Origin of the sequence: Streptomyces polyrhachis (assembly GCF_042663125.1) — a bacterium.
In the GTDB taxonomy this organism is placed as follows: domain Bacteria; phylum Actinomycetota; class Actinomycetes; order Streptomycetales; family Streptomycetaceae; genus Streptomyces; species Streptomyces polyrhachii.
In genome coordinates this window covers 73544-98755 of record NZ_JBHSZO010000007.1, presented here as the reverse complement: position 1 = coordinate 98755, position 25212 = coordinate 73544, and the positions used below count along the sequence as shown (strand labels likewise).

Annotated in this window: 16 protein-coding genes and 1 pseudogene; 14 read left to right on the top strand and 3 right to left on the bottom strand. The window is 75.3% G+C overall.

Going from position 1 to position 25212, the window contains the following annotated elements; genetic code table 11:
* Positions 1–77 precede the first annotated feature (77 nt).
* The 5 genes from ACFQLX_RS06585 to ACFQLX_RS06565 are packed head-to-tail and all read left to right on the top strand — an operon-like array spanning position 78 to position 12497.
* Positions 78–932, top strand: a complete 855-nt coding sequence (locus tag ACFQLX_RS06585) for a DUF4132 domain-containing protein (protein WP_386413052.1) — start codon at positions 78–80, stop codon at positions 930–932.
* Positions 929–5941 carry a hypothetical protein gene (locus ACFQLX_RS06580; protein WP_386413050.1) on the top strand — a complete coding sequence of 1671 codons (5013 nt, stop codon included), beginning with the start codon at positions 929–931 and terminating at the stop codon, positions 5939–5941. The genes ACFQLX_RS06585 and ACFQLX_RS06580 overlap by 4 nt, the downstream gene beginning before the upstream one ends.
* Complete coding sequence (locus ACFQLX_RS06575; protein ID WP_386413048.1) at positions 5941–7071, top strand: ATP-binding protein; 1131 nt, start codon at positions 5941–5943, stop codon at positions 7069–7071. Before ACFQLX_RS06580 ends, ACFQLX_RS06575 begins: the two co-directional genes overlap by 1 nt.
* A gap of 6 nt (positions 7072–7077) precedes the next feature.
* The gene (locus ACFQLX_RS06570) at positions 7078–10686 is read left to right on the top strand and encodes a vWA domain-containing protein (RefSeq protein ID WP_386413046.1); all 3609 of its coding nucleotides are present in this window, start codon (positions 7078–7080) and stop codon (positions 10684–10686) included.
* Positions 10683–12497, top strand: a complete 1815-nt coding sequence (locus ACFQLX_RS06565; protein ID WP_386413044.1) for a hypothetical protein — start codon at positions 10683–10685, stop codon at positions 12495–12497. Before ACFQLX_RS06570 ends, ACFQLX_RS06565 begins: the two co-directional genes overlap by 4 nt.
* Positions 12498–12524: 27 nt before the next feature.
* Here ACFQLX_RS06565 and ACFQLX_RS06560 read toward each other — a convergent pair whose 3' ends face one another.
* Positions 12525–13196 (bottom strand): lysophospholipid acyltransferase family protein, encoded by a 672-nt coding sequence (locus ACFQLX_RS06560; RefSeq protein WP_386413042.1) that lies wholly within the window; start codon positions 13194–13196, stop codon positions 12525–12527.
* A 295-nt stretch (positions 13197–13491) separates the two neighbouring features.
* Here ACFQLX_RS06560 and ACFQLX_RS06555 point away from each other — a divergent pair, with 295 nt between their 5' ends.
* From ACFQLX_RS06555 to ACFQLX_RS06545, 3 genes and pseudogenes are all read left to right on the top strand, one after another.
* Positions 13492–14655 (top strand): glycerophosphodiester phosphodiesterase, encoded by a 1164-nt coding sequence (locus ACFQLX_RS06555; protein WP_386413040.1) that lies wholly within the window; start codon positions 13492–13494, stop codon positions 14653–14655.
* 108 nt (positions 14656–14763) lie between these two features.
* The gene (locus ACFQLX_RS06550) at positions 14764–15261 is read left to right on the top strand and encodes a sigma-70 family RNA polymerase sigma factor (RefSeq protein WP_386413038.1); all 498 of its coding nucleotides are present in this window, start codon (positions 14764–14766) and stop codon (positions 15259–15261) included.
* A gap of 197 nt (positions 15262–15458) precedes the next feature.
* Positions 15459–16013: pseudogene (locus tag ACFQLX_RS06545) on the top strand (GNAT family N-acetyltransferase); the annotation flags it as partial.
* Here ACFQLX_RS06545 and ACFQLX_RS06540 read toward each other — a convergent pair.
* Together ACFQLX_RS06540 and ACFQLX_RS06535 are read right to left on the bottom strand one after the other, a co-directional pair.
* The gene (locus tag ACFQLX_RS06540) at positions 15946–16380 is read right to left on the bottom strand and encodes a hypothetical protein (RefSeq protein WP_386413036.1); all 435 of its coding nucleotides are present in this window, start codon (positions 16378–16380) and stop codon (positions 15946–15948) included. The pseudogene ACFQLX_RS06545 and the gene ACFQLX_RS06540 sit on opposite strands and share 68 nt — an antisense overlap.
* Complete coding sequence (locus tag ACFQLX_RS06535; protein WP_386413034.1) at positions 16373–16741, bottom strand: hypothetical protein; 369 nt, start codon at positions 16739–16741, stop codon at positions 16373–16375. Before ACFQLX_RS06535 ends, ACFQLX_RS06540 begins: the two co-directional genes overlap by 8 nt.
* Positions 16742–17166: 425 nt before the next feature.
* Between ACFQLX_RS06535 and ACFQLX_RS06530 the strand changes: the two genes are divergently transcribed.
* The 6 genes from ACFQLX_RS06530 (at position 17167) to cobT (ending at position 25168) form a co-directional block, all read left to right on the top strand.
* Positions 17167–18225 carry a methionine ABC transporter ATP-binding protein gene (locus ACFQLX_RS06530; RefSeq protein WP_386413032.1) on the top strand — a complete coding sequence of 353 codons (1059 nt, stop codon included), beginning with the start codon at positions 17167–17169 and terminating at the stop codon, positions 18223–18225.
* Positions 18222–18959 carry a methionine ABC transporter permease gene (locus tag ACFQLX_RS06525; protein WP_386413030.1) on the top strand — a complete coding sequence of 246 codons (738 nt, stop codon included), beginning with the start codon at positions 18222–18224 and terminating at the stop codon, positions 18957–18959. The genes ACFQLX_RS06530 and ACFQLX_RS06525 overlap by 4 nt, the downstream gene beginning before the upstream one ends.
* A gap of 89 nt (positions 18960–19048) precedes the next feature.
* Entirely contained in the window at positions 19049–19906 is an 858-nt protein-coding gene (locus tag ACFQLX_RS06520) for a MetQ/NlpA family ABC transporter substrate-binding protein (protein WP_386413028.1), read from the top strand.
* Between the two features lie 227 nt (positions 19907–20133).
* A complete protein-coding gene (locus ACFQLX_RS06515; RefSeq protein ID WP_386413026.1) occupies positions 20134–20739 on the top strand; it encodes a GNAT family N-acetyltransferase in 606 nt (201 codons plus the stop codon).
* A gap of 101 nt (positions 20740–20840) precedes the next feature.
* Positions 20841–22058, top strand: coding sequence for a precorrin-6y C5,15-methyltransferase (decarboxylating) subunit CbiE (cbiE, locus tag ACFQLX_RS06510; RefSeq protein WP_386413146.1), 1218 nt, complete (start codon positions 20841–20843; stop codon positions 22056–22058).
* A 311-nt stretch (positions 22059–22369) separates the two neighbouring features.
* Entirely contained in the window at positions 22370–25168 is a 2799-nt protein-coding gene (cobT, locus tag ACFQLX_RS06505; RefSeq protein ID WP_386413024.1) for a nicotinate-nucleotide--dimethylbenzimidazole phosphoribosyltransferase, read from the top strand.
* Positions 25169–25212: the final 44 nt, after the last annotated feature.

The following is a 25212-nucleotide window of genomic DNA, read 5'->3' as shown; positions in this document are numbered from 1 at the left end:
GGGGCCGGGCCGCGGCATTGTCAGACCCTGCCCCTACAGTTCTCCGCACCTGGACATGAGCGCTGTGGGGGACGGTTATGGGATGGATTGCGGCAGGTGGCTACGACGTCGCGCTGGACGGCAACGGCAAGGTGATCTGCCGCAACGCGGCGGGGCGCAAGCTGAGATCCGTCCCGTCGAAGCTCGCCGACGAGCCCGCGGTGATCGGCCTGCGGCAGCTCGCGGAGTGGCTCGCGCGTCACGAACGCGAATGCCTGGACCGGGTCGAGACCTGGATGATCCGCTCCCTGCCCGTCCCCGCCGCGGTGCTCGCGCAGGTCTGGCCGGACCCCGCCTGGCGCTCGGCCCTGCGGGACCTCGTGGTCGTCGCGGACACCACCGCGGGATTCCTGCGGGACGCGGACACGCAGTCCGGTATCGGCCTGGTCGATCTGGACGGCGACACGGTGCGCATCCGCCCCACGGAGATCCGCATCCCGCACCCGGTGCTGCTGGAGGAACTGGACGAGCTGCGGGAGTTCGCCGTCGAGCTGGAGGTGGAGCAGGGCACGCGGCAGCTGTTCCGCGAGGTGTGGCGGGACGGACCCGAAGCCCGCGACCCGCACGCCACCGCCGTCTCCGACTACGAGGGCGGCACGTTCAAGGAGCTGCGCTTCCTCAAGGCCCGCGCCACCGGGCTCGGCTACCGGGTACGCGGCGGCCAGGCCGTCCTGCCCGTTGTGGAGGCGGGGCACACCGTCGAGGCCCGTATCTGGCTCGGCGACGACGACCCCTACTACGAGGCGGAGACCGGGCCGCTGACCTGGACCACCGTCGGCGGCGCACCGCTGCGGCTCGGTGAGGTCGGACCGGTGGCCTGGTCCGAGGGAATGCGGATGGCGGCCGCACTGTACGCGGGCCGGGAGATCGAGGACGGGGAGCAGGCGGCATGAGCACGGCGATGGACACAGGCGCACTGCTGGAGGCCGGCGCCCTCCTGGCGCCCGGGACGCACCGGGGCCAGGACGCGGACGGGCTGACGGCACGCGCGTACATCCACCCCGCCCTCGACGAGCGCCCCGTGGTGCGGCTGGTGGGGGAGACCCTCGCCGAAGCGGAGGACCTGGCCCTTGAGTTCCTCGGGCTTGAGCGGCGGTCCGTGGCCGCCGGGCTCGGCCAGGTGCGCCGCGAGACCCTCGGCTTCCCCGCCTGGGCGCTGGTGCACGACCCGGCCAACGGACACCACGCCCTCGCCCTGGTGAAGGACGTCGAGCGGCTCGGCCGGATGGCCAGATCGCGCGCCGGCGCCGCCAAGGAGGGCTTCGAGGAGCTCGGCGAGCGGCTCGGCCGCTCGGTGCCGCACTTCCTGCCCACCTTCTACGAGCAGGCGGGCCGCTGCTTCCTGCAGCACGGCAACACCGGCTACGCCGCCGTCTTCTTCGGCAAGGCCCGCGAGGTGGAGCGGGTGCACAGCCTGCCCGTCGACGAGGACCGCCAGCGGGCCGTGTTCCTGGAGTTCGCCTTCGCCGGCGCGCTGACCGTCAAAGCCCTGAAGGACCACGTCCGGGACCTGACGCAACGCCTCTCCCCGAGCGCGGCCTGGGAGCAGTACCGCCGGCTGACCGTGGAGCGCTGCACCGCCGGGCTGCCGCCCTACGCGGCGCTGCCGCAGGACGCCCGCCGGCTGATCAAGGCGGCGAAGCTCGACCGGGCCGCCGAGGAGTGCGCCCTGCTCGCCGAGCTGCTGGCGACCCCGGCGGTGGGACGGGCGCCGGCCTCGTTCTGGACGGCGTACCGGGAGACGCTCGTGGAGCTCGCCGAGCGTGAACCCGCGGTGCGGCGGCGGCTGCTGGAGCTCGTGCCGACCGGCTTCGACAACGACAACCACGCGCGGGACACCTGGCTCGGCATCCTCGCCGAGACCGGCGCCGACACCCTGCTGACCGACCCCCGACCGGACCCGGCCGTCGGCGCGGCGGCCTGGCTCACCCGCTGGGCCGCCCATCTGCAGGGCGGCTGGCACGGGACGCGCCGTTCCCCGGCCACCTACGACCTCGTCCGCGCGATGGCGCCGCGACTGCGCGCCGAGGGGCGGCCGGTGGACGTCTTCCACCGCCGGTACTGGCGGATCTCCTGCGATCTGGACCTGGCCGACGTCTGCCTGTCCGAGGGGATCGCGTTGGCGGATCCGCCGACCGGCCTGGAGCGGGGGCGCTTCGGCCTCGACGACTGGTTCGGGGGATCCGACGAGGGACGCCAGCCGCTGGAGGCCGTCGGCGGCGACCCGCGGTTCGTAGCGCTGCTGCGGCAGGCCGTCGCCGACGGGGCGCGTGCCCGCGGCGGCAACCGCACCCTGCACGCCATCGTCGGACACCCGGTCCTGCGGCGGGTGTTCAGCGAGTGGCTGGCCGACCGGGCCGACGCCCTGTGCGGTGCGAGCGGACTGCCCGGCATCCGCTCCGTGCTCAACGAGGTCTCGTTCGCCCGGCACGTCGCGGCGGACCTCAACCCCGCCGCCGTGGACCGCATCCGCCGCCACGACGTCGTCCAGGCCCTCGCCCGCACCCTGCGCGCCGGCCTCATGGACGAGCTGGGCTGGCCGGCGCTGGACGAGGCCATGCGCATCCTCGGGCCGAGGGGCCAGGGGGGCCAGGGAGGCCGGGGCGACTGGCAGACCGTCCAGGAAGCGTGGCCCGCGCTGATCGTGGCGCGCCGGCACAAGGCCGTCGTGGTCGGCCCCGAGGGGATCCTGCTGGAGCACGACCTGCGGCTGCCCGACAGCGTGGACCGGTATCGCCAGCCCGACTTCCACTACGTCGACGGTGAGCTCCTCGTCAGCTGGTGGGACAGCCACAAACCCCGTGCCTACTGGTCCGCACGCCCCGCCGAGGTCTTCGCCCCGGCCGGCGACAGCGGCTACGGCCGCCAGACACGGCAGCCCACCCTGCCGCTCCCCGGCGGCGGTCGCACCTCGGGCGCCCGCCCCCTGCACGCGGGCGACACCGCCCTGCCCAAACGGCACCACGTCATCAGCGACGGCCGCACCTACTGGCGGCTGCGCGAGACCAGCACGGGCAGCAGCTGGACGGAGTACGAACCCGCCACGGGCGCCGGCGGCCGCTCCTCGCTGCCCGCGCTCCTCGCCGACGCGGTCCGCGACGGCAGCGAACTGCTGCACGCCTCCTGCCAGGTGCTGCCGCTCCACCCCGGGCTGGAGGGCACCCCGCTCGGCACGGACGGCGCACAGCTCGGCCACTGGGTGCGCGCGGACGGCGACCACTTCACCGCGGGCACCCCCGACGGCACCACCGTCACCATGGCGCCCCACGACGGCCTCGTCCCCCTCGGCGCCCTGCGGCTGCCCGGCGGCGCCGCCCCCGTGCTGGCCTCCAACGGACATCTGGTCTGCCTCTTCCGCGACGGAGCGGCATCCGGCGAGGGCTCCCTGGCCCACGCCGCCGGCGGACACCGGGGCGATACGTTCGCCGCGGGGACGGACCTCGTCCCACCAGCGGCGTACTGGCACGCGCTGCGCCCCCGCGACGAGGCCGGCTCCCAGGCGCTGCGCGACCTCACCGACCGCCAGGCCGCCGAACTCTTCACACGGACGGCAGAGATCATGGACGCCTTCCGCGAACAGCCGGGAGACCCCGCAGGGCATCCGCGACTCGCGCCGAGCGCGCACCTGCTGCCCCCGGGTGTGCTGCGCCCCTCCTCTCAGGAGCCGGCGGCCAAGCCCGACGAGCGGGCCGCCACCCTGGCCGTCGTCGAGCAGTTGCTGCCCGCCGTCACGCACCCCGCCCTGCGCGCCGGGATCGCCTCGATCGTGTGCGCGGCGGTGCAGGTGCGGCGGGGGACGGAGCGGTTCACCGACCCGGAGCAGCCGGCCGCGGCGACGTCCCGTACGGCGGCCGCCACCGACATGTTCGAGGACTACGAGCCGGAGCACGGAGACGACATGACCGTCCTCTCCGCCTGCCGCTCCCTGCTCGGCGTGAGCCTGGGCAACACCTGGAGCAGCCACGACTGGACAGTGCTGCGGCAGATCCGCGCGGCCGGGCACGTCCTGGCCGGCCGGCCCGCCACGGGCAAACCGCTCCCCACCGAGCACGACCTGGCCGCGCTCACCGACGGCTGGACCTCCGACCCGCTCACGGCACCGGTCGGGTACACCGACTGGCCCGCGCTCCTCGACCACCTGCCCGCCCTCGCCTACCACGCGGCCGCGCAGGCGGTCGACGAGGAGGAGCGGGCGGGCCTGCTGCTCCTCCTCGACGCCCTGGCCGAGGGACCCCTCACCGAACTGGGCGGCAGCCTGCGGCGGGTGGTCCTGCGCGAGCCGGACCGCCGCAAGAAGCGCGCCGGCCAGGTCCTGCGGTGCGGGGGCAGGACCGTCATGATCCTTGCGGGCCTGCGGTTCGACACGCGGCAGGACGAGATCGACTGGCTGGCCGTCGACCTCGACCCCTCCCGCGCCTTCGGCCCGGTCGCCCACTTCACGACCGTCGAGGCCCGCCCCGCGGGAGCCTTCCCGGCGGCCCGGTTGCGCGCGCTCACCGGCCTCGTCCGCGAGCGCGGCCCGGCGCCCTGGCGCCCCGAGGCCGTCGAAGAGCTGGCGCAGGCCCCCGGGGCCGGCCGCGCGCAGGCCATGCTCCTGCTTGCCGGATGCCCCGGCACGGAGCGGTTCGCAGCGACGACGCTGGTCGCCCTCACCGGGCTGAAGAGCACCTCCCTGGCCCACGGCAACGACCGGCTCACCGCTCTCGACGGGGCCTCCCGGCTCGCCGTCCTCGGCGCGCTGCTGCCCCAGGATCCGGCGGCCCTCTGGGAGGACGGGCCCGACACCCGCTCGGCGGTCCGCGAGTGGACCGACCGGTTCGGCGCCCTGGTGCGCCTGCCCGAGGACCTGGACGTCTCCTTCCACGGCATCGCGAGCGCCGAGGCCGTGGAGGCGGTGCTCAACCCCGCCCGTACCCCGTGGCTCAGCCGCACCACCACCCAGCGGCCCGACCAGGACGGCCGGCTGACCGCGGCCGACCCGCGCGCGGTGCCCCAGCGGCACACGTTCGTCTCAGCCGTGCGGGCACTCGGGCAGCTGGCGTACGAGCTGCCCGCCGGGCATCCGCTGCGCGCGGCGCTGCCCGGCGCGCTCGACGCGGTGCGCCGCCGGCTCGCCGACCCCGCACTGCTGCTGGACCTGGGCCTGGAGTTCACCGGGAACGGGACGTTCACGGCTGCCGAACTGCGCAAGGTCTACGGGCTGCCCGAGACCGGCGGCGCGGGGGCGGACGGGCTGGTCCGGGCGGGCGAGGCGTTCGTACTCGTGCCCTGGTACCAGGACCGCGAGTCGGTGCTGCTGCGGCCCGCCGGGCTGACCGGCGCCGACGATCCCGCGTTCGCACTGGTCGCGGGGCTGACGGGCGGCCGCGGCACCCTCGCCCTGCAGGCGTTGCGTGCGGTGCTGTCCAGCGCCCTGGAGCGGGCCGTGGCCGACTCGACCGCTGCGGGCTTCCCGCACGACCCCACCCGCGCGGTGCCGCAGCTGGTCGCCGAGGCCGCGAAGGAGTACGAGCTGAGCGAGGACGCCGCAGCCCTCTACCTCCAACTGCTCGCGCTGCCCGACCCCACCGACCGCAACTGCGCCAAGTGGACGGGCTGGAAGCCCGCCCGGCTGAAGAAGGCGCGCGCCGAGCTCACCGCGACGGACCTCGTCGTCGAGGCCAAACGGGCACGGGCCGGGCGCAGCCTCTTCCTGCCCGGAGGCTGGGAGGCGCTGAAGAACCCCGCGCTGCCCGTGGAGACGTGGAAGCGGGGACACCTGCCCTTCCACGAGGACATGCGCATGGTCCCCATGGAGCCGGTCGCGGAGCTGTTCGAGACCGCCTGGCAGCGCGTACGCGGTGGGGACCGGCCCGCCTTCGAGGAGCTCACCACCCGCGCCACCCGGAAGGGACGCCGCTGATGACCACCGCCCCCGCGCGCCAGATCATCCCGCCCGAGGAGCTGTACGCCGAGGAGCTGGAGTTCCTCGCCGCCTACGACCCCGGCCCCCGGCCGCCCGGCTGGCGGCTCACCCCGCGGGCCGCCGTCACGTTCGTCACCGGCGGCGGGGCGCCGCTCGTCCTGCCGGACGGCCGACGCCTCGCCGTACGGCGGAAGTTCGTGGGCGACCGCGCCCTCGTGGAGCGGTGCGTGGTCACCCTGGCCGGGGAGCGCGGGCTGCTCCTCGTCGGCGAGCCCGGCACCGCGAAGTCCATGCTCTCCGAGCTGCTCGCCGCCGCGGTGAGCGGCACCAGCGCCCTCACCGTGCAGGGCACCGCCGGCACCACGGAGGACCAGCTCAAGTACGGCTGGAACTACGCGCTGCTGCTGGCCCAGGGCCCCAGCCCGCAGGCGCTGGTCCCCTCGCCCGTGCTCAGCGCGATGGGCAGCGGGTCGATCGCCCGCGTGGAGGAGGTCACCCGCTGCCTGCCCGAGGTGCAGGACGCCCTCATCTCCCTGCTCTCCGAGCGCCGCATCGCCGTCCCCGAGCTGGCCGGCACCGACGCCGCGCAGGCCCATGCCGCCCCCGGGTTCAACGTGATCGCCACCGCCAACCTCCGCGACAAGGGCGTCTCCGAGATGTCCGCCGCCCTCAAACGGCGCTTCAACTTCGAGACGGTCGGCCCCATCGGCGACCTCGATGCCGAACTCGACCTCGTACGGCGGCAGTCGAAGGCCGCGGTCGAGCGCTCGGGCGTCGACTACCAGGTGGACGACGCCGTGCTCGAGGCGCTGGTGACGGCGTTTCGGGATCTGCGGCTGGGCCGTTCCGCCGAAGGCTGGGAGGTCGAGCGGCCGTCGACGGTCATGAGCACCGCCGAGGCGGTGTCCGTGGCCACGGCGCTGGGGCTGGCCGTGGCGTACTTCCCCGGCGACCGGGACGTGCTGGGGCTGCTGCCCGGCCACCTCACCGGCGTGGTCCGCAAGGACGACCCGGCCGACGCCGCCCGACTGCTCGGCTACTGGGACGGGGCCGTACGGCGCCGGGCCGAGGAGGGTTCGCGGACCTGGCGCACGCTGTGGGACCTGCGGCCCGCGCTGGAGGGCTGAGAGGCCGTGGACCGCACCGCCGTCGACGAGGCCCTGGCCCGCCTGACCGACCCCGCCGGGCCCTACCTGATCGGGGTGCGCCACCACGCGCCCTCACTGGCCGCCGCGATGCCGGCGCTGCTGGACACCGCCCGCCCCGAGGTGCTGCTCGTCGAGCTGCCCGCGGAGTTGCAGGAGTGGCTGCCCTGGCTGGCGCACGAGGAGACCACCGCACCGGTGGCGCTGGCAGCCGTACGGGACGGGGAGCGCAGCCCCGCGTTCTACCCGTTCGCCGACTTCTCACCGGAGCTGGCGGCGGTGCGGTGGGCGGCGCGGCACGGGGTGCCCGTGGTGGCCTGCGATCTGCCGCTGGCGGACCGGGCCTGGGAGGCGCGTACGTCCCCCGTGGGAGCGCGCGGGGAGCCGGGGCTGCAGGACGCCCTGCGGGCCGCGATGACGGGGCGCGGGGGCGAGGACCTGTGGGATCGGCTGGTGGAGGCGGCGGCGCCCGGTTCCACGCCGGAGGCGCTGCGGCGCGCCGCGCTGCTCACCGGCTGGGCGTTGCGGCGCGACGCCCAGGAGGGGGCCGGGATCGATCCGGCGGACCTGGCCCGCGAGGCGTGGATGCGCGGGCGGCTGCGGGAGGCCGCGCACGCGGGGCGGCGGGCGGCGGCGGTCGTGGGCGCGTTCCACGTGCCGGCACTGGCCGGACCGGGAGCGCCGGCGCCAGGCGATGCGCCGCCCCCGGACGCCGCGCCGGCGCCGACCGGGGCACCGCACCCGGACGAGGAGGGCTCCCCTGCCGGAGCACCCTCGAAGGGCGCGTGGACCGTGTCCCTCATCCCGTACACCTACGCCCTGCTGGACGAGCGCTCCGGCTATCCCGCCGGGATCCGCGACCCCGAGTGGCAGCACCTCGTCTTCCGGGCCGGCGGCCGGACCGCCGACCTCGACGAGGCACTCCTGCGCACCGCGGTGCGGATCTGCGCCGAGCTGCGGGCGCAGGACCAGCCCTCCGGTCCCGCCGACGCCCGTGAGATCGTCCGCCTCGCCGGGGACCTCGCCCGGTTGCGCGGGCTCCCGGCAGCGGGGCGCGGCGAGTTGGCCGAGGCCGTGCAGAGCGTGCTCGCACAGGGCGAGCCCCTCGGCCGGGGGCGTGCCGTCGCCCGCGCCCTGGAGCGGGTGCTGGTCGGCAGCCGCCACGGCAGCCCCGCCCCCGCCGCACCGCGCAGCGGCCTCGCGCCCGCGGTCGAGGCGGAGCTGGCGGCGCTCCGGCTGCCGGGACCCGACAGCCCCGGCACGGAGCGGCAGCTGCGGCTCGACCCCCTGCGCACGGACCTCGACCGCAAGCGTGACGTGCTGCTGCGCCGGCTGGCGCTGTGCGGCATCCCGTACGGGGAGGAGCAGCAGGTCACCGGGGTCGGCGGCGCCGACGCGCTGTCCACGCGGTGGACCGTGCGCTGGACCCCGGCGACGGCCGCCGTGCTCACGGTCGCCGGCAGCCGCGGCGTGACCTCGGCGCAGGCCGCGGAAGGCGTCCTGCGGGAGCGGCGGCGGGCGGCGAAGGAGGACGGCGGGCCCACCGCCGCCCAAGCCCTCGACCTGCTCGGGCAGGCGGCCGCGTGCGGACTGCCGTCGCTTGCCGTGCAGGCGCTGCACGAGGCGGACGCCGTCCTGCGGGCCTGCGCGACCCTCCCCGAGCTGCTGGCGGGACTCGGCCTGACCGACCGGCTTCGCTCCGGGCACCTCGCAGGGCTGGCGGCGCGCGACCCGGAGCCCGGGTGGCGGCCGGCGCTGGACGCCTGCGCCGACGCCCTTACCCTCGCGGCGGTCCGGCAGCTCGACGGGCTGGCCGGCTCCGAGGCTCCCGAGGACGCCCGCGCCCTGCTGGAACTGGCCCACCGCGCGGACGTCTTCGGCAGCCTCCGGCTCGTCGACGCGCTGGCCCGGCTGGCCGCCGGCGGTTCGCCGCTGATGCGGGGCGCGGCCGGCGCGGTGCGCGTACTCCTCGGGCTCGACGCGGCCCGGGAGTTCGGCGAGCGGGTGGCCTCCTGGGTCGACGCGGCCACCGCGCCCGGCGGCCGGGAGGAGCTCGCCGCCCGGCTCACCGGGCTGCTGACCGCTGCCGGGCCACTGCTGGAGACCTCGCCCACCGCGCTGCACCCCTTGCTCGACCGGGTCGGCGGACTCTCCGACCGGGCCTTCCTCGACCGGCTGCCGGCACTGCGCGGCGGCTTCGACACGTTGAGCCCGGCCGCCCGGGACCGGCTGCTGGACGCGGTGGAGGAACGCCTGGGAGAGGCGGTGCCGGAACTGCCCGACACCGGGGCCGGCCCGGAGACCCTGGCCGTGTGGACGTCCGTCGATCTCGAGGTGCGCCAGACGCTCGCCGCACTGGGACTGCTGCCCGACAGACCCGACACGCCAACACCGGACAGCCCGGCGGGCGCAGGAGCCCAGGACCGGCCGCCGGGTGCAGGAGAAGTACCGGAGGGCAGCGCACCGGCCGCCGGAGAGCTCCAGGTCATCTCCGGCGCCGAGCGCTGGCGGCTCCTGCTCGGACGCCGCTCGCGGGACCTGCCGCCGCGGACCGTCGCCGTCGCCACCGCCCTGGACGAGCTCTACGGCACCGGTCGCGGCGAAGGCTCCCGCGGCGATCTCGACCGCAGCGGTCCGGGCGGCCGGGGCGGCCGCGAGCCCGCCTACCCGGGCGTCCGTGAATGGGCGCAGGAGCTCACCGCCCTCTTCGGCCCCGGCATCCGCGAGGAGGTGCTCGCCGCCGCCGCGGCGAGCGGACGCCAGGACGCCGTCCTGGCCCTCGACCCGGAAAGCGTCCGCCCCTCCGTGGAGTTGCTCCGGACCGTTCTGCAGCACGCCGGCGGCCTGCCCGAGGCCCGGCTCGCCGCACTGCGCCCGCTCGTACGGCGACTGGTGGACGAGCTCACCCGGCAGCTCGCCACCCGGGTCCGCCCCGCCCTCAGCGGCCTCACCGTGCCCCGCCCGACCCGCCGCCCCGGCGGCGGCCTCGACCTGGCGCGGACCGTGCGGGCCAATCTGGCCACCGCCCGCCGCACCGCGGACGGCAGCGTCCGGGTGATCCCGCAGCATCCGGTGTTCCGCAGCCGCACCCGCCGGTCGGCGGACTGGCGGCTGATCATCGTGACCGACGTGTCGGGGTCGATGGAGACCTCCACCATCTGGTCCGCGCTCACCGCCTCCATCCTGGCCGGAGTGCCCGCCCTCACCACGCACTTCCTCGCCTTCTCCACCGAGGTCGTGGACCTGACGGGCCAGGTCGACGACCCGCTCGGGCTGCTGCTGGAGGTACGGATCGGGGGCGGCACCCATATCGCCGCCGGACTGCGCCACGCCCGCACCCTCGTCACCGCCCCCTCCCGCACGCTCGTCGTGGTGGTCAGCGACTTCGAGGAGGGCTACCCGCTGGGCGGCCTGCTCGCGGAGGTGCGTGAACTGGTGGGCGCCGGCTGCCAGTTGCTCGGCTGCGCCAGCCTCGACGACGCGGGCCGACCCCGCTACTCCACGGCGACGGCGGGCCGGCTGGTCGCCGCCGGCATGCCCGTCGCCGCCCTCAGCCCCCTCGAACTGGCCCGCTGGGTGGGGGAGAAGGTCCGATGACTCCGACAGGACTGCCCGCCGTCGTACCCCAGGCCACCGCCGACCTCGTCGAGGCCCTGCCGCCCCGGCTGCGCAAGCGCCTGGACGCGGCCGCCGCGAAGCTGGCGGCCCGGCCGCTGACGATCGAGGGCGGCACGGTCCGCGTCGCGCTGGACGACGAGACCGCGCTGGAGCTGCGGGCGCCGGACGGCGTGGTCCGCCGCGCGGCGGACATCCGGTGCAGCTGCCTGCTCGCGCCGGCATGCGTGCACCGTGCGGCGGCGGCCTGCGCGGCACCCGTGGCGCAGGCGGACCCCGCGGGCCTCCCGCAGGAGGCGGGCACGGCGCTCGGACAGCCGGACCTGCCGAAGGACGACCCACCGCCCGGACCGGGGGAGCCCGGCGGGGAGCCGGGTCCGGCGCCGGCGTCCGACCCCGGGCGGGACGGCGCCGGCGCCCCCGCCGCGCACCCCGACCGCGTGCCCGCCGACGCCCTGTGGGCCGCGGGCGCCGCCGTGCTGGAAGCCGGTATCGACGGCGCCGGCGCCGTGCTGCAGGCCGAGCTGCTGCGCGCCGCCCACACCGCGCGCCTCGCCGCGCTGCCCCGCCCCGCCGCCGCGGCCGTCCACACCGTGAACCACCTGCGCGCCGCCCGGGCCGCCGCCCCCGACCACCGGCTGGCCGAGCTGGCGCAGGCCCTCCGCGACCTCCTCGCCACCACCCACCACCTGCGCCGCGACCACACCCACGCCGTCCAGCGCGCCGCCGCCCGGGGCACCGCCCGCCGCGCCTACACGCCCGGCGGCTCGCTGCGCCTCTACGGACTGTGCACCGAGCCCGTGCTCACCACCACCGGCCAGGCCGGCGCCGTCACCTGGACCGCCGACGCCGAGGGCCGGATCTACTCCGTGCCCGACCTCGCCCCCGGCGGCCCGCCCCGCGCGATCGACGCCGCCGCCCGGCCCGTACGGCTGGGCGACACGGCGCTGACCCACCGCGAGCTGGCCCGCACCGGCCTGGCGGTATCCGGCGCGACCGTCTCCGCCGACGGCCGGCTGGGCGCGGGCAAGGGTGTCCAGGCGGTACGGGCGGCAGGCGCCCCCTGGTCCGAGCCGCCCCTGGACCGGCTCTGGGCGCCATCCCCAGCCCACCAGGTCGCCCGGGCGCTGACCGACCCGGACGACCCGGGCCTGCTCTTCCTCGAAGCGACCCTCCTGGGCACTGTCCGCGAGACAGGCGGCGACTGCCTCCTCGCCGACTGCTCCGGACTGCCCCTGCGCCTGGCCGCCGCCCACGAGCACCCCGACCTGGCGTACCGCGACAACCTGCGGACCCTCGCCGCCGCCCCGGGCCGCACCGTGCGCCTCATCGGCCGGCTGGTCCGCGCCGACCACCCCCGGGTCCAGCCGCTCGCCGTCCAACTCCCCGCAGGCATCCACGATCTGGGCCTCGACCGGCTCCAGCGGAGCGACCTGCCCGCCGGGACACCGCCGCCCGCCTTGCCCGCGGCACCTCCGTCGGCGCCCGCGCCCCTGCACCTCCTGCGCCGCCGCACCGAGCAGGCCGTAGCCGCCGGCCGGCGCGCCCTCGCCCTCCCCGCCACCGACGACACGCGCCCACTGCGCCGCGCCGGCCTCACCACCGCCGCGGAGCTCCTCGACCGCCTCCGCCGCGCCGCCGCCGACCGGGGGCGCGACCACTTCGGGCGTCTGCTCCCGGCCGATACGGACCACTTCGCCGAAGCCTGGCTCGCGGCAGCGCTCTACACGGAGGCGGCGGCCACTCTGCTGTGCCGCACAGCCTGGGAGGGGGCCGGAACGGAAGGGGACTAGGGGGAGGGGGCTAGGGAGGAGGGGGCTCTAGGCCGCCTTCACCTTCGTCGCGTAGACGTCCACGTACTCCTGCCCCGACAGCCGCATGATCTCCGCCATCACCTCGTCCGCCACCGAGCGCAGCACGTAGCGGTCGCGGTCCATGCCCTCGTAGCGCGAGAAGTCCAGCGGGGCGCCGAAGCGCACCGTGAAGCGGGCGATGTGCGGCATACCCGCGCCGCTCGGCTGGATGCGGTCGGTGCCGACCATGGCGAACGGCACCACGGGCGCGCCCGTCATCATCGCCAGCCGGGCCACTCCGGTACGGCCCCGGTAGAGCCGCCCGTCGGGGGAGCGCGTGCCCTCCGGGTAGATCCCGAAGACGCGGCCCTCCTCCAGCACCCGCTTGCCGGTCATCAGCGCCGCCACGCCCCCGCGCCCGCCGTCGCGGTCGACGGGGATCATGCCGCCGACGTTGGAGAAGAACCAGGCCATCAGCCGGCCCTTGACGCCCTTGCCGGTGACGTACTCGTCCTTGCCGATGAAGTACACCTGCCGCTTGACCACCAGCGACAGGAACATCGAGTCGATGAAGGTGAGGTGGTTGCCGGCGACGATCACCGCGCCGTCGGCCGGGATGTGCCCGATGCCCTCGACCCGTGGGCGGAACAGGACGCGCATGAGCAGCCCGAGAAACGCCTTGACCAGGATGCGAAGCAACGTGCCCTCCGAGTTCGTGTGTGGTTCACGCACTCCGCCGGCCGGGATCGGCACCCGCCGGCACCCGTCAGCAGGCGCCGGCCCGTGACGGCCGATGACGGCACCGCACCGCGGAACGCGCAGGCTGGGACCATACTCGCGCGCGCCGACGCCGCGCACATCGGGTTCACCTGCTGGATATCGGCCGTTGACTCGTATTTCCCTCGCCTTCCGTCGCAGGACTCCCGCAGTCCACCGCAATCCCCCTAGCATCGCGGGGGTTTGACCAGATCGGTCAGAGCGTGAGGAGATCGTGATGAATCGGGACAGCAGCAGCGGACGGGGTTCGATCGGCAGGAGGTCCGTGCTCGGGGCGGCCGCCCTCGGCACGGCGGGGGCCGCCCTGGGCCTCAGCGCGGGTACGGCCGCCGCGCGCGGTACGTCGGCCCGGCGCGCCCCCAGGCTCCCGGTGCCGACGGTCATCGCGCACCGCGGCGCCAGCGGCTACCGCCCCGAGCACACCCTCGGCTCGTACCAGCTGGCCCACGACCTGGGCGCCCACGTCATCGAGCAGGACCTGGTGCCGACCAGGGACGGCCACCTGGTCTGCCGGCACGAGAACGAGATAGGCGGCACCACCGACGTCGCCGACCACCCGGAGTTCGCCGGCCGGCGCACCACCAAGACCGTCGACGGCACCGCCGTGACCGGCTGGTTCACCGAGGACTTCACCCTCGCCGAGCTGCGGACGCTGCGCGCCAAGGAGCGCATCCCGCAGCTGCGCCCGCGCAACACCGTCTACAACGGCCGCTGGCAGGTGCCGACCTTCGAGGAGGTGCTGCGCTGGGCGCAGCGCCTGGAGGAGGAGAGCGGCCGCCCGGTCTGGCTGCACATCGAGACCAAGCACCCCACCTACTTCCGCCACCTCGACCTGGGCCTGGAGGAGCGCCTCGCCGCCCTGCTGCGCACGTACGACCGCGCCGGCAGCCAGGCCCCGAACTTCCTGCAGTCCTTCGAGCCCGGCTCGATCCAGCGCCTCGCCCGCCTGGTCTCCGCCCCCGGCGTGGTCCTGCTCTCCGGCCCGACCACCCGCCCCTGGGACTTCGTCGAGGCCGGCGACCCGCGCACGGTCGCGGACCTGGTCAAGCCCGAGGGCCTGGACTGGATCGCGGGCTACGCCAAGGGCCTGGGCCCCACGATGGACCTGATCCTCCCGCGCGACGCCACCGGCAAGCTCCTGGACGAGACCACGCTGGTACGCGACGCGCACGCCCGCGGCCTGGTCCTGCACCCGTGGACGCACCGCAGCGAGAACAACTTCCTCCCGCTGGACTACCGGGTCGGCACCGACCCGGCCGCCTACGGCGACACCTTCGGCGCCCTGAAGCGCTTCCTGGAGACCGGCATCGACGGCATCTTCTCCGACAACCCCGACCAGGCCCTCCTCGCCGCGGCGGACTTCCGCGCCGACCGGGCCTGACCGCACCCGACCGGCCGTCGCGGCGCCCGCCCGGGCAACGCTCACCCGCCCGGGTGACGCGCCGCGGCACCGGCAACCGCACCACCCCGCGGCCGCGTCGTGCGGCACATGGACGCCACGCTCACCGCACTGCGCCCCCTGCTCGCCGCCGAGGCGGCCGCCGAGGCGGCAGGCACGGGCCTGGACGCGGAGGACCTCGAACAGGCGCTGTGGGTACGGGTGCTGGAGCGCCGGCGCGCGGGGGAGGGCGCCGCCACTGCCGACTGGCTGCGCGCCACCGCACGGGCCGAGGTGCGCGGCGCCCGACGCAGGCAGCGCACCGAGGTCGCCTACCGCGACCGCCACCCTGCCACGGCCCCGCGCCAGAGCGACGTCGCGGCCACCGTCCTCGCCGCCGAGCAGCTCGCCGCCCTGCGCCGCGCCGCCCGCGGCCTGCACGCCCCCTACCCGGCCCTCGTCGAGGCGCTCCTGGACCCCGCCGACCTCAGCTACCGGGAGATCGCCGCCCGCCTCGGCATCCCCCAGGGCAGCCTGGGCGCGATCCGCTCCCGCTGCACCGCACTCCTGCGCCGCCGCCTGGCCGCCGCCCATCCGGACGAGCACTGAGTACGAGCACTGACATACGAGCACCGGGTCCGTACTCCCGGAAAACGCAGGGACGTTGCGTATCTCACAGCCCAAAGCGGACCGCCCCCTATCCGACCCCGCCCCCACCCGCGCACAATGCAGGCGACGGAGGTTGGGCCGGGCGAACCGTGGGGAAAGACGCGGTAACCCGCATGTGACGGCACACCGTCACGCAGGGACGGCAGCGGGGCGAGAGGGGCGGAAGCGCCATGGGCATGAGCGTGACGATCACCGCGGCGGACGCCGCCGACGTCGAGCAGATCCTCAAACTCCAGTACCTGTGCTACCAGTCGGAGGCCGCGCTCTACGACGACTACGGCATCGAACCGCTCACCCAGTCCCTCGCGGACCTGCGCGCCGAACTCGCCCGCGGCAGCGCCCTGGTGGCCCGCCTGGGCCCCGAGGTCGTCGGCGCCGTCCGCGGCCGTGTGGACGACAGCCGCACCGGCCGCATCGCCAAGCTGATCGTCCACCCCCGCCTCCAGGGCCACGGCCTGGGCGCCCGCCTGATCGCCGGCATCGAGCAGCGGCTGTACGAGGACGGGGCGGCCGAGCGCTTCCAGCTCGTCACCGGCCACCGCAGCGAGACCAACCTGCGCCTCTACCGCGGACTGGGCTACGAGGCCGTCGCCACCGAGCGCCTCAGCCCCCGCCTGAGCCTCGTCACGCTGGAGAAGCCCCGCGCGGAGAGCGCCCCGGCGCCGACCGCCGCAGCCACAGCAGCCCTGTGACGGGCAGCAGCAGCGGGATGAAGAGATAGCCCATGCCGTAGTCCGACCAGACCGTCTGGTCGGGGAAGCGGTCCGGCTCCAGCAGCGTCCAGGTGCCCACCGCCAGCACCCCCAGCAGTTCCGCCGCGCAGCACACCAGCGCCAGCCGCCGCGCGCCCTCGCTGCCGCGCACGAGCGCGACGAGGATCACCGCGTACACCAGGCCGGCCACGGCCGAGAGGGTGTAGGCGAGCGGCGCCTGGGCGTAGTTCGTCGACAACTGCACCGCGGAGCGGGAGACCGCGCCGACGGTGACCACGCCGTAGAGGGTGACGATCAGCCGGCCGGGGCCGGAGGTGAGCCGGACGTCGCGCTTGCTGTCAGCCACTCGTACCGTTCCAGATGTCGTAGAGGCGCACCTGCAGCACGGCGAGCACGAAGCCGCCCGCCGCGGCCGTCGCCGAACCCCAGCGGCTGCGCTCGGAGAGCGAGAGGAAGGCCGCCGCGGGGACGGTCAGCGCGGCGCCGACGAGATAGCTGACGAAGACGGCCGTGCCGTCGTGCGGGTCCTCGCCGCGCGTGAGCGCCACGATGCCGACGACCAGCTGGGCCAGCGCGGCGAGGCTCACCGCCGCCATGCCCAGAAGATGCCAGTCCTTGGTCGGCTGGTCCTTGAACGCGGCGTACGCGCACCAGGCGCCGAGCCCGAGCACGGCGACGGCCACCGCGATGGTCAGGGGGTCGAACATGCCCCTGAGCCTAGCGAGGCCCCGGACCGGCTCCGCGCGCGAGGGCGCCTTCCCCGGCCGGTACGGAGCCGGGCCGTACCTCGGACGACAGATGTCCGCTATTCGGACACCCGTGCCCATGCAAGGGCTCGCATGTTTGAATACCGCCCATGACCACGACGAGCAACCGCGTCCCCGCGACCGAGGCGTACCTGACGCCCGGTGCTTGCCGCATGTGTCGAATGCGTACGAACTGAGGGTCCCCGCCCCAGCCTCGCGCCCCCGAAGCGAGCCCACGGCCTTCTCCCGAAGAGGCGCCGTGCCCCCGGAGCCGAGCCGCGCGCCGCTGCCAAGAAGGCCGCGCCCGCCCGTACGCCCACCCCAGACTTCCGTGCCCCCGGCGCCCCACCGCGCCCCGGCACGCACCCGACAGTGACGGAACCCCTGTGATCACCACCACGGACCTGAGAAAGGTCTACCGCTCCCACGGCCGCGAGGTCACCGCCCTGGACGGCGTCGACCTCCACGTACGCGAAGGGGAGGTGTACGGCGTGGTCGGCCGCAGCGGCGCCGGCAAGTCCTCCCTCATCCGCTGCGTGAACCTCCTGGAGCGCCCCACCTCCGGCACCGTCACCGTCGACGGCCTCGACCTCACCGCCCTCGGCGGGCGCGGGGTGCGCGCCGGCCGGGAGCTGCGCCGGGCCCGCTCCCGCATCGGCATGGTCTTCCAGCACTTCAACCTCCTGTCCTCGCGCACCGTGCAGGACAACGTCGAACTCCCGCTGGAGATCCTCGGCCTCACCCGCGCCGCCCGCGCCCGCCGGGCCCGCGAACTCCTCGACCTGGTCGGCCTCTTTGACAAGGCCGGCGCCTACCCCGCCCAGCTCTCCGGCGGCCAGAAGCAGCGCGTGGGCATCGCCCGCGCCCTGGCCGGCGAGCCGAAGGTGCTGCTCTCCGACGAGGCCACCTCCGCCCTGGACCCGCAGACCACCCGCTCGATCCTGACCCTGCTGCGCGACCTCAACCGCCGCCTCGGCCTCACCGTGCTGCTCATCACGCACGAGATGGACGTCGTCAAGACGGTCTGCGACTCCGCCGCACTGATGCGGGGCGGCCGCGTGGCGGAGTCCGGCACGGTGGCCGAACTGCTCGCCACCCCCGGCTCGCAGCTCGCCCGCGAACTCTTCCCCGTCGGCGGGGCGGCCTCCACCCCGCACGACACCGTGGTCGACGTCACCTTCCACGGGGACACCGCCGCCCAGCCGGTGATCTCCCAACTGGCCCGCACGTACAACGTGGACGTCTCCATCCTGGGCGCCGCCATGGACACCGTTGGCGGCCGGCAGATCGGCCGGATGCGCATCCAGCTCCCCGGCGCGTACGAGGAGAACGTCGTCCCCGTCGGCTTCCTGCGCGAGCGCGGACTGCAGGTGGAACACGTGGTGCAGGCCGCCCCGGAACACGTGGCGCAGGCCGCCGCGGAGCAGAAGGAGACCGTGCGATGACCTGGGAGACGATGCGCCCCCTGCTGGAGACGGCCACCGGCGAGACCCTGCTGATGGTGGCCTGGTCCACGCTCCTGGCCGTGCTCGGCGGCGTACCGCTGGGCGTGCTGCTGGTCCTCACCGACCGGGGCGGCGCACTGGCCAACGCCGCGGTCAACCGGATCCTCGGCGCGGTGGTGAACCTCGGCCGCTCGCTGCCGTTCATCATCCTGCTCTTCACCCTCATCCCCCTCACCAAGGCCGTGATGGGCCTCACCACCGGCACCGCCACCTTCATCGGCACCCAGGCGATGATCGTCCCGCTCTCCGTCGGCGCCATCCCCTTCTACGCCCGCCTGGTCGAGACCTCCGTACGCGAGGTCGACCGCGGCCTGGTCGAGGCCGTCCAGTCCATGGGCGGCTCCACCTGGACGGTGGTGCGCAAGGTCCTGCTCCCGCAGTCGCTGCCCTCGCTCACCGCCGGCGCCACCACCACCGTCATCGCGCTGATCGGCTACTCCGCCATGGCCGGCGTGGTCGGCGGCGGCGGACTGGGCAACCTCGCCTACACCTACGGCTACCAGCGCTTCGAGACCGGACTGATGACGGCGACCGTCGCCGCGCTGATCGCCCTGGTCGCCGCCATCCAGCTCCTGGGCGACCTGGCCGTACGCCGCCTCGCCCGCACCGGCGCCCCCGCGCCCGTACGACGGCCGCGACCGCGGCTGCCCCGCCTGCGCAAGGCGGCCCCCTGACCCTCTCGCCGCGGACACCTCGCGGGAGAGCCCCCGAGCGCCCGAACTTTTCGTCGGGCCGAACCACCATGAAGAAAGAGGCACTTGTCGTGCGTCGCACCGTGAAGATCACCACCACCCTGGCCGCCACCACCGCGCTCGCCCTCTCGCTCACCGCCTGCGGTGGCGACTCGAAGGCCGACCCCAAGACCGGCGCGGCGGCCGACGCCTCCGCCCCGCTGACGGTCGCCGCCAGCCCCGTCCCGCACGCGGACATCCTCGGCTACGTCAGGGACAACCTCGCCGCGAAGGCCGGACTGAAGCTGGAGGTCAAGGAGTTCACCGACTACGTCCTGCCGAACACGGCCACCGAGGACGGCCAGGTCGACGCGAACTTCTTCCAGCACAAGCCCTACCTGGACGACTTCAACACCAAGCAGGGCACCCACCTCGTCCCGGTCACCGCCGTGCACGTGGAGCCGCTGGGCCTCTACTCCAAGAGCCTCGACGACCTGAAGAAGCTCGGCGCCGGCAGCACCGTCGCCCTGCCCAACGACACCACCAACGCCGGCCGCGCCCTGCAACTCCTCGCCGACAACGGCCTGATCACCCTCAAGGACGGCGTGGCACCCTCCGCCGCCACCCTGGCCGACGTCGCGGACGGCAAGGGCCTGAAGTTCAAGGAGCTGGAGGCCGCCACGCTGCCGCGCGCCCTCGGCGAGGTCGACGCCGCCGTGATCAACGGCAACTACGCCCTGGAGGCGGACCTGAAGCCGGCGCGCGACGCCCTGGCGCTGGAGAAGGCCGAGGGCAACCCGTACGCCAACCTCCTGGTGGTGAAGGCGGGCGGCGAGAAGGACCCGCGAGTGGTGAAGCTGGCGAAGCTCCTCAACTCCGCCGAGGTGCGCGCCTTCATCGAGAAGGAGTACGCGGGCTCGGTCATCCCGGCGTTCGGCGCCGCCGGCTGACGGCGACTGACGGCGGCTGACGACGACAAGAGCACGACCCGTCCCAACCCCCGGGCCTCGTACGCGCCTTCGAGGGCGTACGAGGCCCGCGCCCGCCCGTACGATCATGGACGTACGTGGCAGAGCGCAGCGGTCATGCTGCATGCTGTGCAGGTCAGCTGGTTACTCGGCCATCCAGCCCCACGGCTCGTGCCCTCAGAAGCCCTCGGAAGCCCTCGGAGCAGCGCATGTCATCGACCTTCCCGGACATCTCCCTCAGCACGGAACGCCTCGTGCTGCGACCGTTCGACGAAGAGGACGCGGACGCGCTCCAGGAGATGATGAACGACGAACTCGTCGTCACCTGGACCGCGGCTCCCCACCCCTACACCCGCGCCGACGCCCGCTACTGGGTGCTGCGCGCCGCCCCGGCCGAGCGCACCGCCGGGCACGGCATCGTCTTCGCCGTCACCGAGTTCCTCACCCAGCGCCTGGTCGGCACCGTCCACCTGCGCAACACCGACTGGCAGGTGCTCTCCACCGAGATCTCCTACGTCACCGCCCCCTGGGCGCGCGGCGAGGGCTACGCCTCCGAGGCCGTGCTCGCCGTGGCACGCTGGCTCTTCGACAGCCAGAAGTTCGAACGCCTGGAGCTGCGCACCGCCGCCGACAACGCCGCCTCCCAGCAGGTCGCCCAGAAGACCGGCTTCATCAGCGAGGGCGTCCTGCGCAACGCCTGGATAGCGCGCACCCGCACCGAGGACGGCGGCTGGACGGACATCCGCACCGACCTGCTGGTCTGGAGCCTCCTGCCGGAGGACCTGGAGGGCATCCCGGCGGACGAGTGGCACTGACCGCTGCGAGCACGTACCGGGCCGACCCGGCCTGAAGTACTGTGTGGCCCGCACCTCCCTCACCCCATGTGTTCACGCTCTGTCCGCAGGAGACGCAGACGATGGCCGACCGGGTCACGGTGATCGGCTGGGACGGCTCACCGCTGACCGAAGCCGGCCGCGCCGCCCTCACCGCCGCCACCCTCGTGGCCGGCGCCGCCCACCACCTCCAGCTGCCCGGCGTCCCGCCCGGCGCCGAGCGGGTGCGCCTGGGCAGCGTGGAGCTGGCCGCCCGCCGGATCGCCCGCCACCGCGGCTCCGCGGTCGTCCTGGCCGACGGCGACCCCGGCTTCTTCGGCGTCGTACGCCAACTGCGCGACCCCGAACACGGTTTGGAGGTCGAGGTACTGCCCGCGGTCTCCTCCGTCGCCGCAGCCTTCGCCCGTACCGGCATGCCCTGGGACGACGCGCGGGTCGTCGTCGCGCACCGCCGCACCCTGCGCCGCGCGGTGAACGTCTGCCGCGCCCACACCAAGGTCGCCGTCCTCACCTCGCCCGGCGCCGGCCCGGCTGAACTCGCCCTGCTGCTGCGGGGCGTGCACCGCACCTTCGTCATCTGCGAGGAGCTGGGCACCGCCTCCGAACAGGTGAGCGTCGTCACCTCCGACAAGGTCGGCGAGCTGACCTGGCGCGACCCCAACGTCGTCATCGTCCTGGGCGGCCCCGGCCACGCCGCCCCCGCCGCGCCCGCCACCGGCTGGCTCGCCGGCCGCGACCCCGGCTACCCGCCGGCGGCGCGCGGCTGGGCCCGCCCCGGCGTGGAGTACGGGGCCGACCCGGGCCCGCGTGAGTCCGCCGAACTGCGCGCCGCCCAACTCGCCCGGCTGGGACCGCGCATCGGCGACCTCGTCTGGGACATCGGCTCGGGCAGCGGCGCCGCCGCCGTCGAGGCGGCCCGCTTCGGCGCCGCGGTCATCGCCGTGGACGCGGACGCCGACGCCTGCGCCCGTACGATCGCCGCCGCCCGCCGCCACGGCGTGCACCTGCAGGCCGTGCACGGCGCCGCGCCCCACGTGCTGGAGGACCTCCCCGAGCCCGACGTCGTACGGATCGCAGCCGGCGGCGTGCCCGTCGTCGCCGCCTGCGCCGCGCGGCGCCCGGAGCGGATCGTGGCGCACGCCGGCACCCGCGACGAGGCGGAGGCCGTCGGGCGCGAACTGGCGGAGGCGGGATACGCCGTGGAGTGCGCGCTTCTCCAGTCGGTCGAACTCGACACGGCCACCTGGGCCGAAAGCGAGCGGACTGTCGTATTTCTCTTGTCCGGAAGCCGCACTCACTGACAACTCGGACACCTGCCGCGCCGCGGCATCCGGCGGACGGGTAGGCTGACCGATCGTTGTGCCGCGCGGTGGCCGAAGTGGTCAAAGGGCGCCGCGGGGACGGAAAGCCGCAGCGGTGCGGCGTTCCCACAAGAGCGGGTCGACGGCGGCGGAAGCAGCGGCCGTCCGGCCTGTCGGGCAATCCGAACACCTCGAGTGGGTCGTGCCGCGTGGCGGGCGCGCTCGTTCTTGGTTCGGGCGGACGGTTCGCCCCGGGGTGAACCGGACGGCGGTTGGAAGGAGCACGAGCGATGGGCGAGGGGTACGTACGCATGACTGACACCGGCACGCTCCCGGAGGGACGTCCGGGGAGCGGACACGGCCCCGAGACACCGCTCGCGGCGGACGCGCAGCCCGCGCCGCCGGGGGACTTCGGCTTCCCCGCGGGCGCGGAGGGCGTCGAGACGCTGGTCGAGGAGGACGACCTCCTCTTCCTGCCGGGCGCCCAGGGCGCGTGGAGCGAGGCGGCACCCGGCGCGGTGCGCCGCCCGCCGCACATGGGCCCGGTGCCGGGCCAGGGGATCGGCATGGTCCGCTCGCTGGCGGACCGCGGCCCGGCGGCCGCGGCGCCGCAGCAGGCGCCCGTCCAGCCGCTCCGTCCCGCGGCGCCCGCCGCGACGGCGGCCCCTGCCGGACCCGCCGACGTGCCCGTCCCCGTACCGTCGGTGGAGGACCGGGCGTCGCAGCCCTCCCGTACGGAGCCGGCCCCCGTGGCGCCGGCGGTCGTGCCGGTCCAGCCGGTCCAGACCCCGGCGCCGGTGCGGCCGCAGCCGCCGGCCGCCGCGCAGCCGGTCGAGGCACCCGCCCCCGAAGCGCTCGCCCCCGAGGTACTCGCCCCCGAGGCGCCCGTACCGCCCGTGACGGCCCCGACTCAGGCCCCCGCAGCGGCAGAAGCCGCCCCCGCCCCCGCGCCCGCTCCCGCCGCCGTGCAGCCGGACGCGCCGGTCCGACCGGCGGACGGATCGCCGCGGCCCCCCGCCGCCGCGGACCCGCGGCCCGAGCCCGGCCCGGCGACGATCGGCCCGGAGTACCTCGACACCTCCGGCCCCGCGGCCGAACTCCCCGTCCCGCAACTCGGCCGCATCCCCGCGCAGCCGGAGCCCTGGCCGTCCGCACCGGAGGCGCCCGAGGCACCCGAAGCCGAGCAGGCACCGCAGCCGGCGGCCGCCGTCCCCGCACTCGCCATCCCCGACGGGGCGTACGTCCACTCGTCCACGGCGGTCACGGTCGTACTGGAGGAGCCGCCCGCCCCGCCGGCCGACGAGCCGCTCGACGAAGCCCCCGAAGCCCCCGAGCCGGCAGCAGCGGCGGAAGCAGCACCCCCCAAGCCCGCGACCGCCCCCGCCGCCCCCTTCGACGACAGCGACCGCGAGGCCGTGCACCGCGTGATGCGCGAGCGGCGCGACATCCGCAACGGCTTCCGCCCCGACCCCGTCCCGCACGAGGTGCTGCTGCGCGTGCTGGAGGCGGCGCACACCGCGCCCAGCGTCGGCCACTCGCAGCCCTGGGACTTCGTGGTCATCCGCTCCGAGGAGACCCGCGGCCGGATGCACGAGCTGGCGATGCGCCAGCGCGACGCCTACGCGCGCTCCCTGCCGAAGGCGCGGGCCAAGCAGTTCAAGGAGATGAAGATCGAGGCCATCCTCGACACTCCGGTGAACATCGTGGTGACCGCCGACCCCACCCGCGGCGGCCGCCACACCCTGGGCCGCCACACCCAGCCGCAGATGGCGCCGTACTCCTCCGCGCTGGCCGTGGAGAACCTCTGGCTCGCGGCGCGCGCCGAGGGCCTGGGCGTCGGCTGGGTGAGCTTCTTCGACGAGCGCGAGCTGTGCCGGGAGCTGGAGCTGCCCGAGCACCTGGACGTGGTGGCGTACCTGTGCGTGGGGTACGTGGACGAGTTCCCCGAGGAGCCGGAGCTGGTGCAGGCCGGCTGGTCCAAGCGCCGCCCCCTGTCGTGGGTGGTCCACGAGGAGACGTACGGACGGCGCGCGCTGCCCGGCGAGCAGCCGCACGACCTGCTGCTGGAGACGCTGGACGCGATCCGCCCGCTGGACGCCAAGGCGCTCGGCGAGGCGTGGGAGCGCCAGAAGCGGATGACGAAGCCGGCCGGCTCCCTGGGCATGCTGGAGATCATCTCCGCGCAGCTGTGCGGACTGTCGCGCACGTGCCCGCCGCCGATCCCGGAGCCCGCCGCGGTGGCGATCTTCGCGGGCGACCACGGGGTGCACGCCCAGGGCGTGACGCCGTGGCCGCAGGAGGTCACCGCGCAGATGGTGGCGAACTTCCTGAGCGGCGGCGCGGTCTGCAACGCCTTCGCGGCGCAGGTGGGCGCGGAGGTCTGCGTGGTCGACGTGGGCGTGGCGGCGGAGCTGCCCGCCACCCCGGGCCTGGTCCCCCGCAAGGTACGGCCCGGCACCGCCGACATGAGCACCGGCCCCGCGATGTCCCGCGAAGAGGCCGTACGGGCCGTCGAGATGGGCATCGAGACCGCCCGCGACCTGGTCGCGGCGGGCAACAAGGCCCTGCTCACCGGTGAGATGGGCATCGCCAACACGACCGCCTCGGCGGCGCTGATCTCGGTCTTCACCCAGACCGACCCGGCGGAGGTGACCGGCCGCGGCACGGGTATCAACGACGAGACGCACGCCCGCAAGGTCGAGGTGGTACGCGGCGCGCTGGAGCTGCACCAGCCCGACCCCGCCGACCCCGTCGGCGTCCTGGCCTCGGTCGGCGGCCTGGAGCACGCGGCGCTGGTGGGCTTCATCCTGGGCGGCGCCTCCCTGCGCACCCCGGTGGTCCTGGACGGCGTGAGCGCCGGAGCGGCCGCCCTGGTGGCCCGGGCGATCGCCCCGGAGGCCCTGGCGGCGTGCGTGGCCGGCCACCGCTCGGCGGAGCCGGGCCACTCGGCCGCGCTGACGAAGCTGGGCCTGCGCCCCCTGATCGACCTGGACCTGCGCCTGGGCGAGGGCACCGGCGCCCTGCTGGCGCTGCCCCTGGTCCAGTCGGCGGCGCGCGCCATGCACGAGGTGGCCACCTTTGATGCGGCGGGCGTCACAGAGAAGGGCTGACCCGTGGCGGGGGCGGCCGTTATATCGTCAAGTCGCCCCCTTCC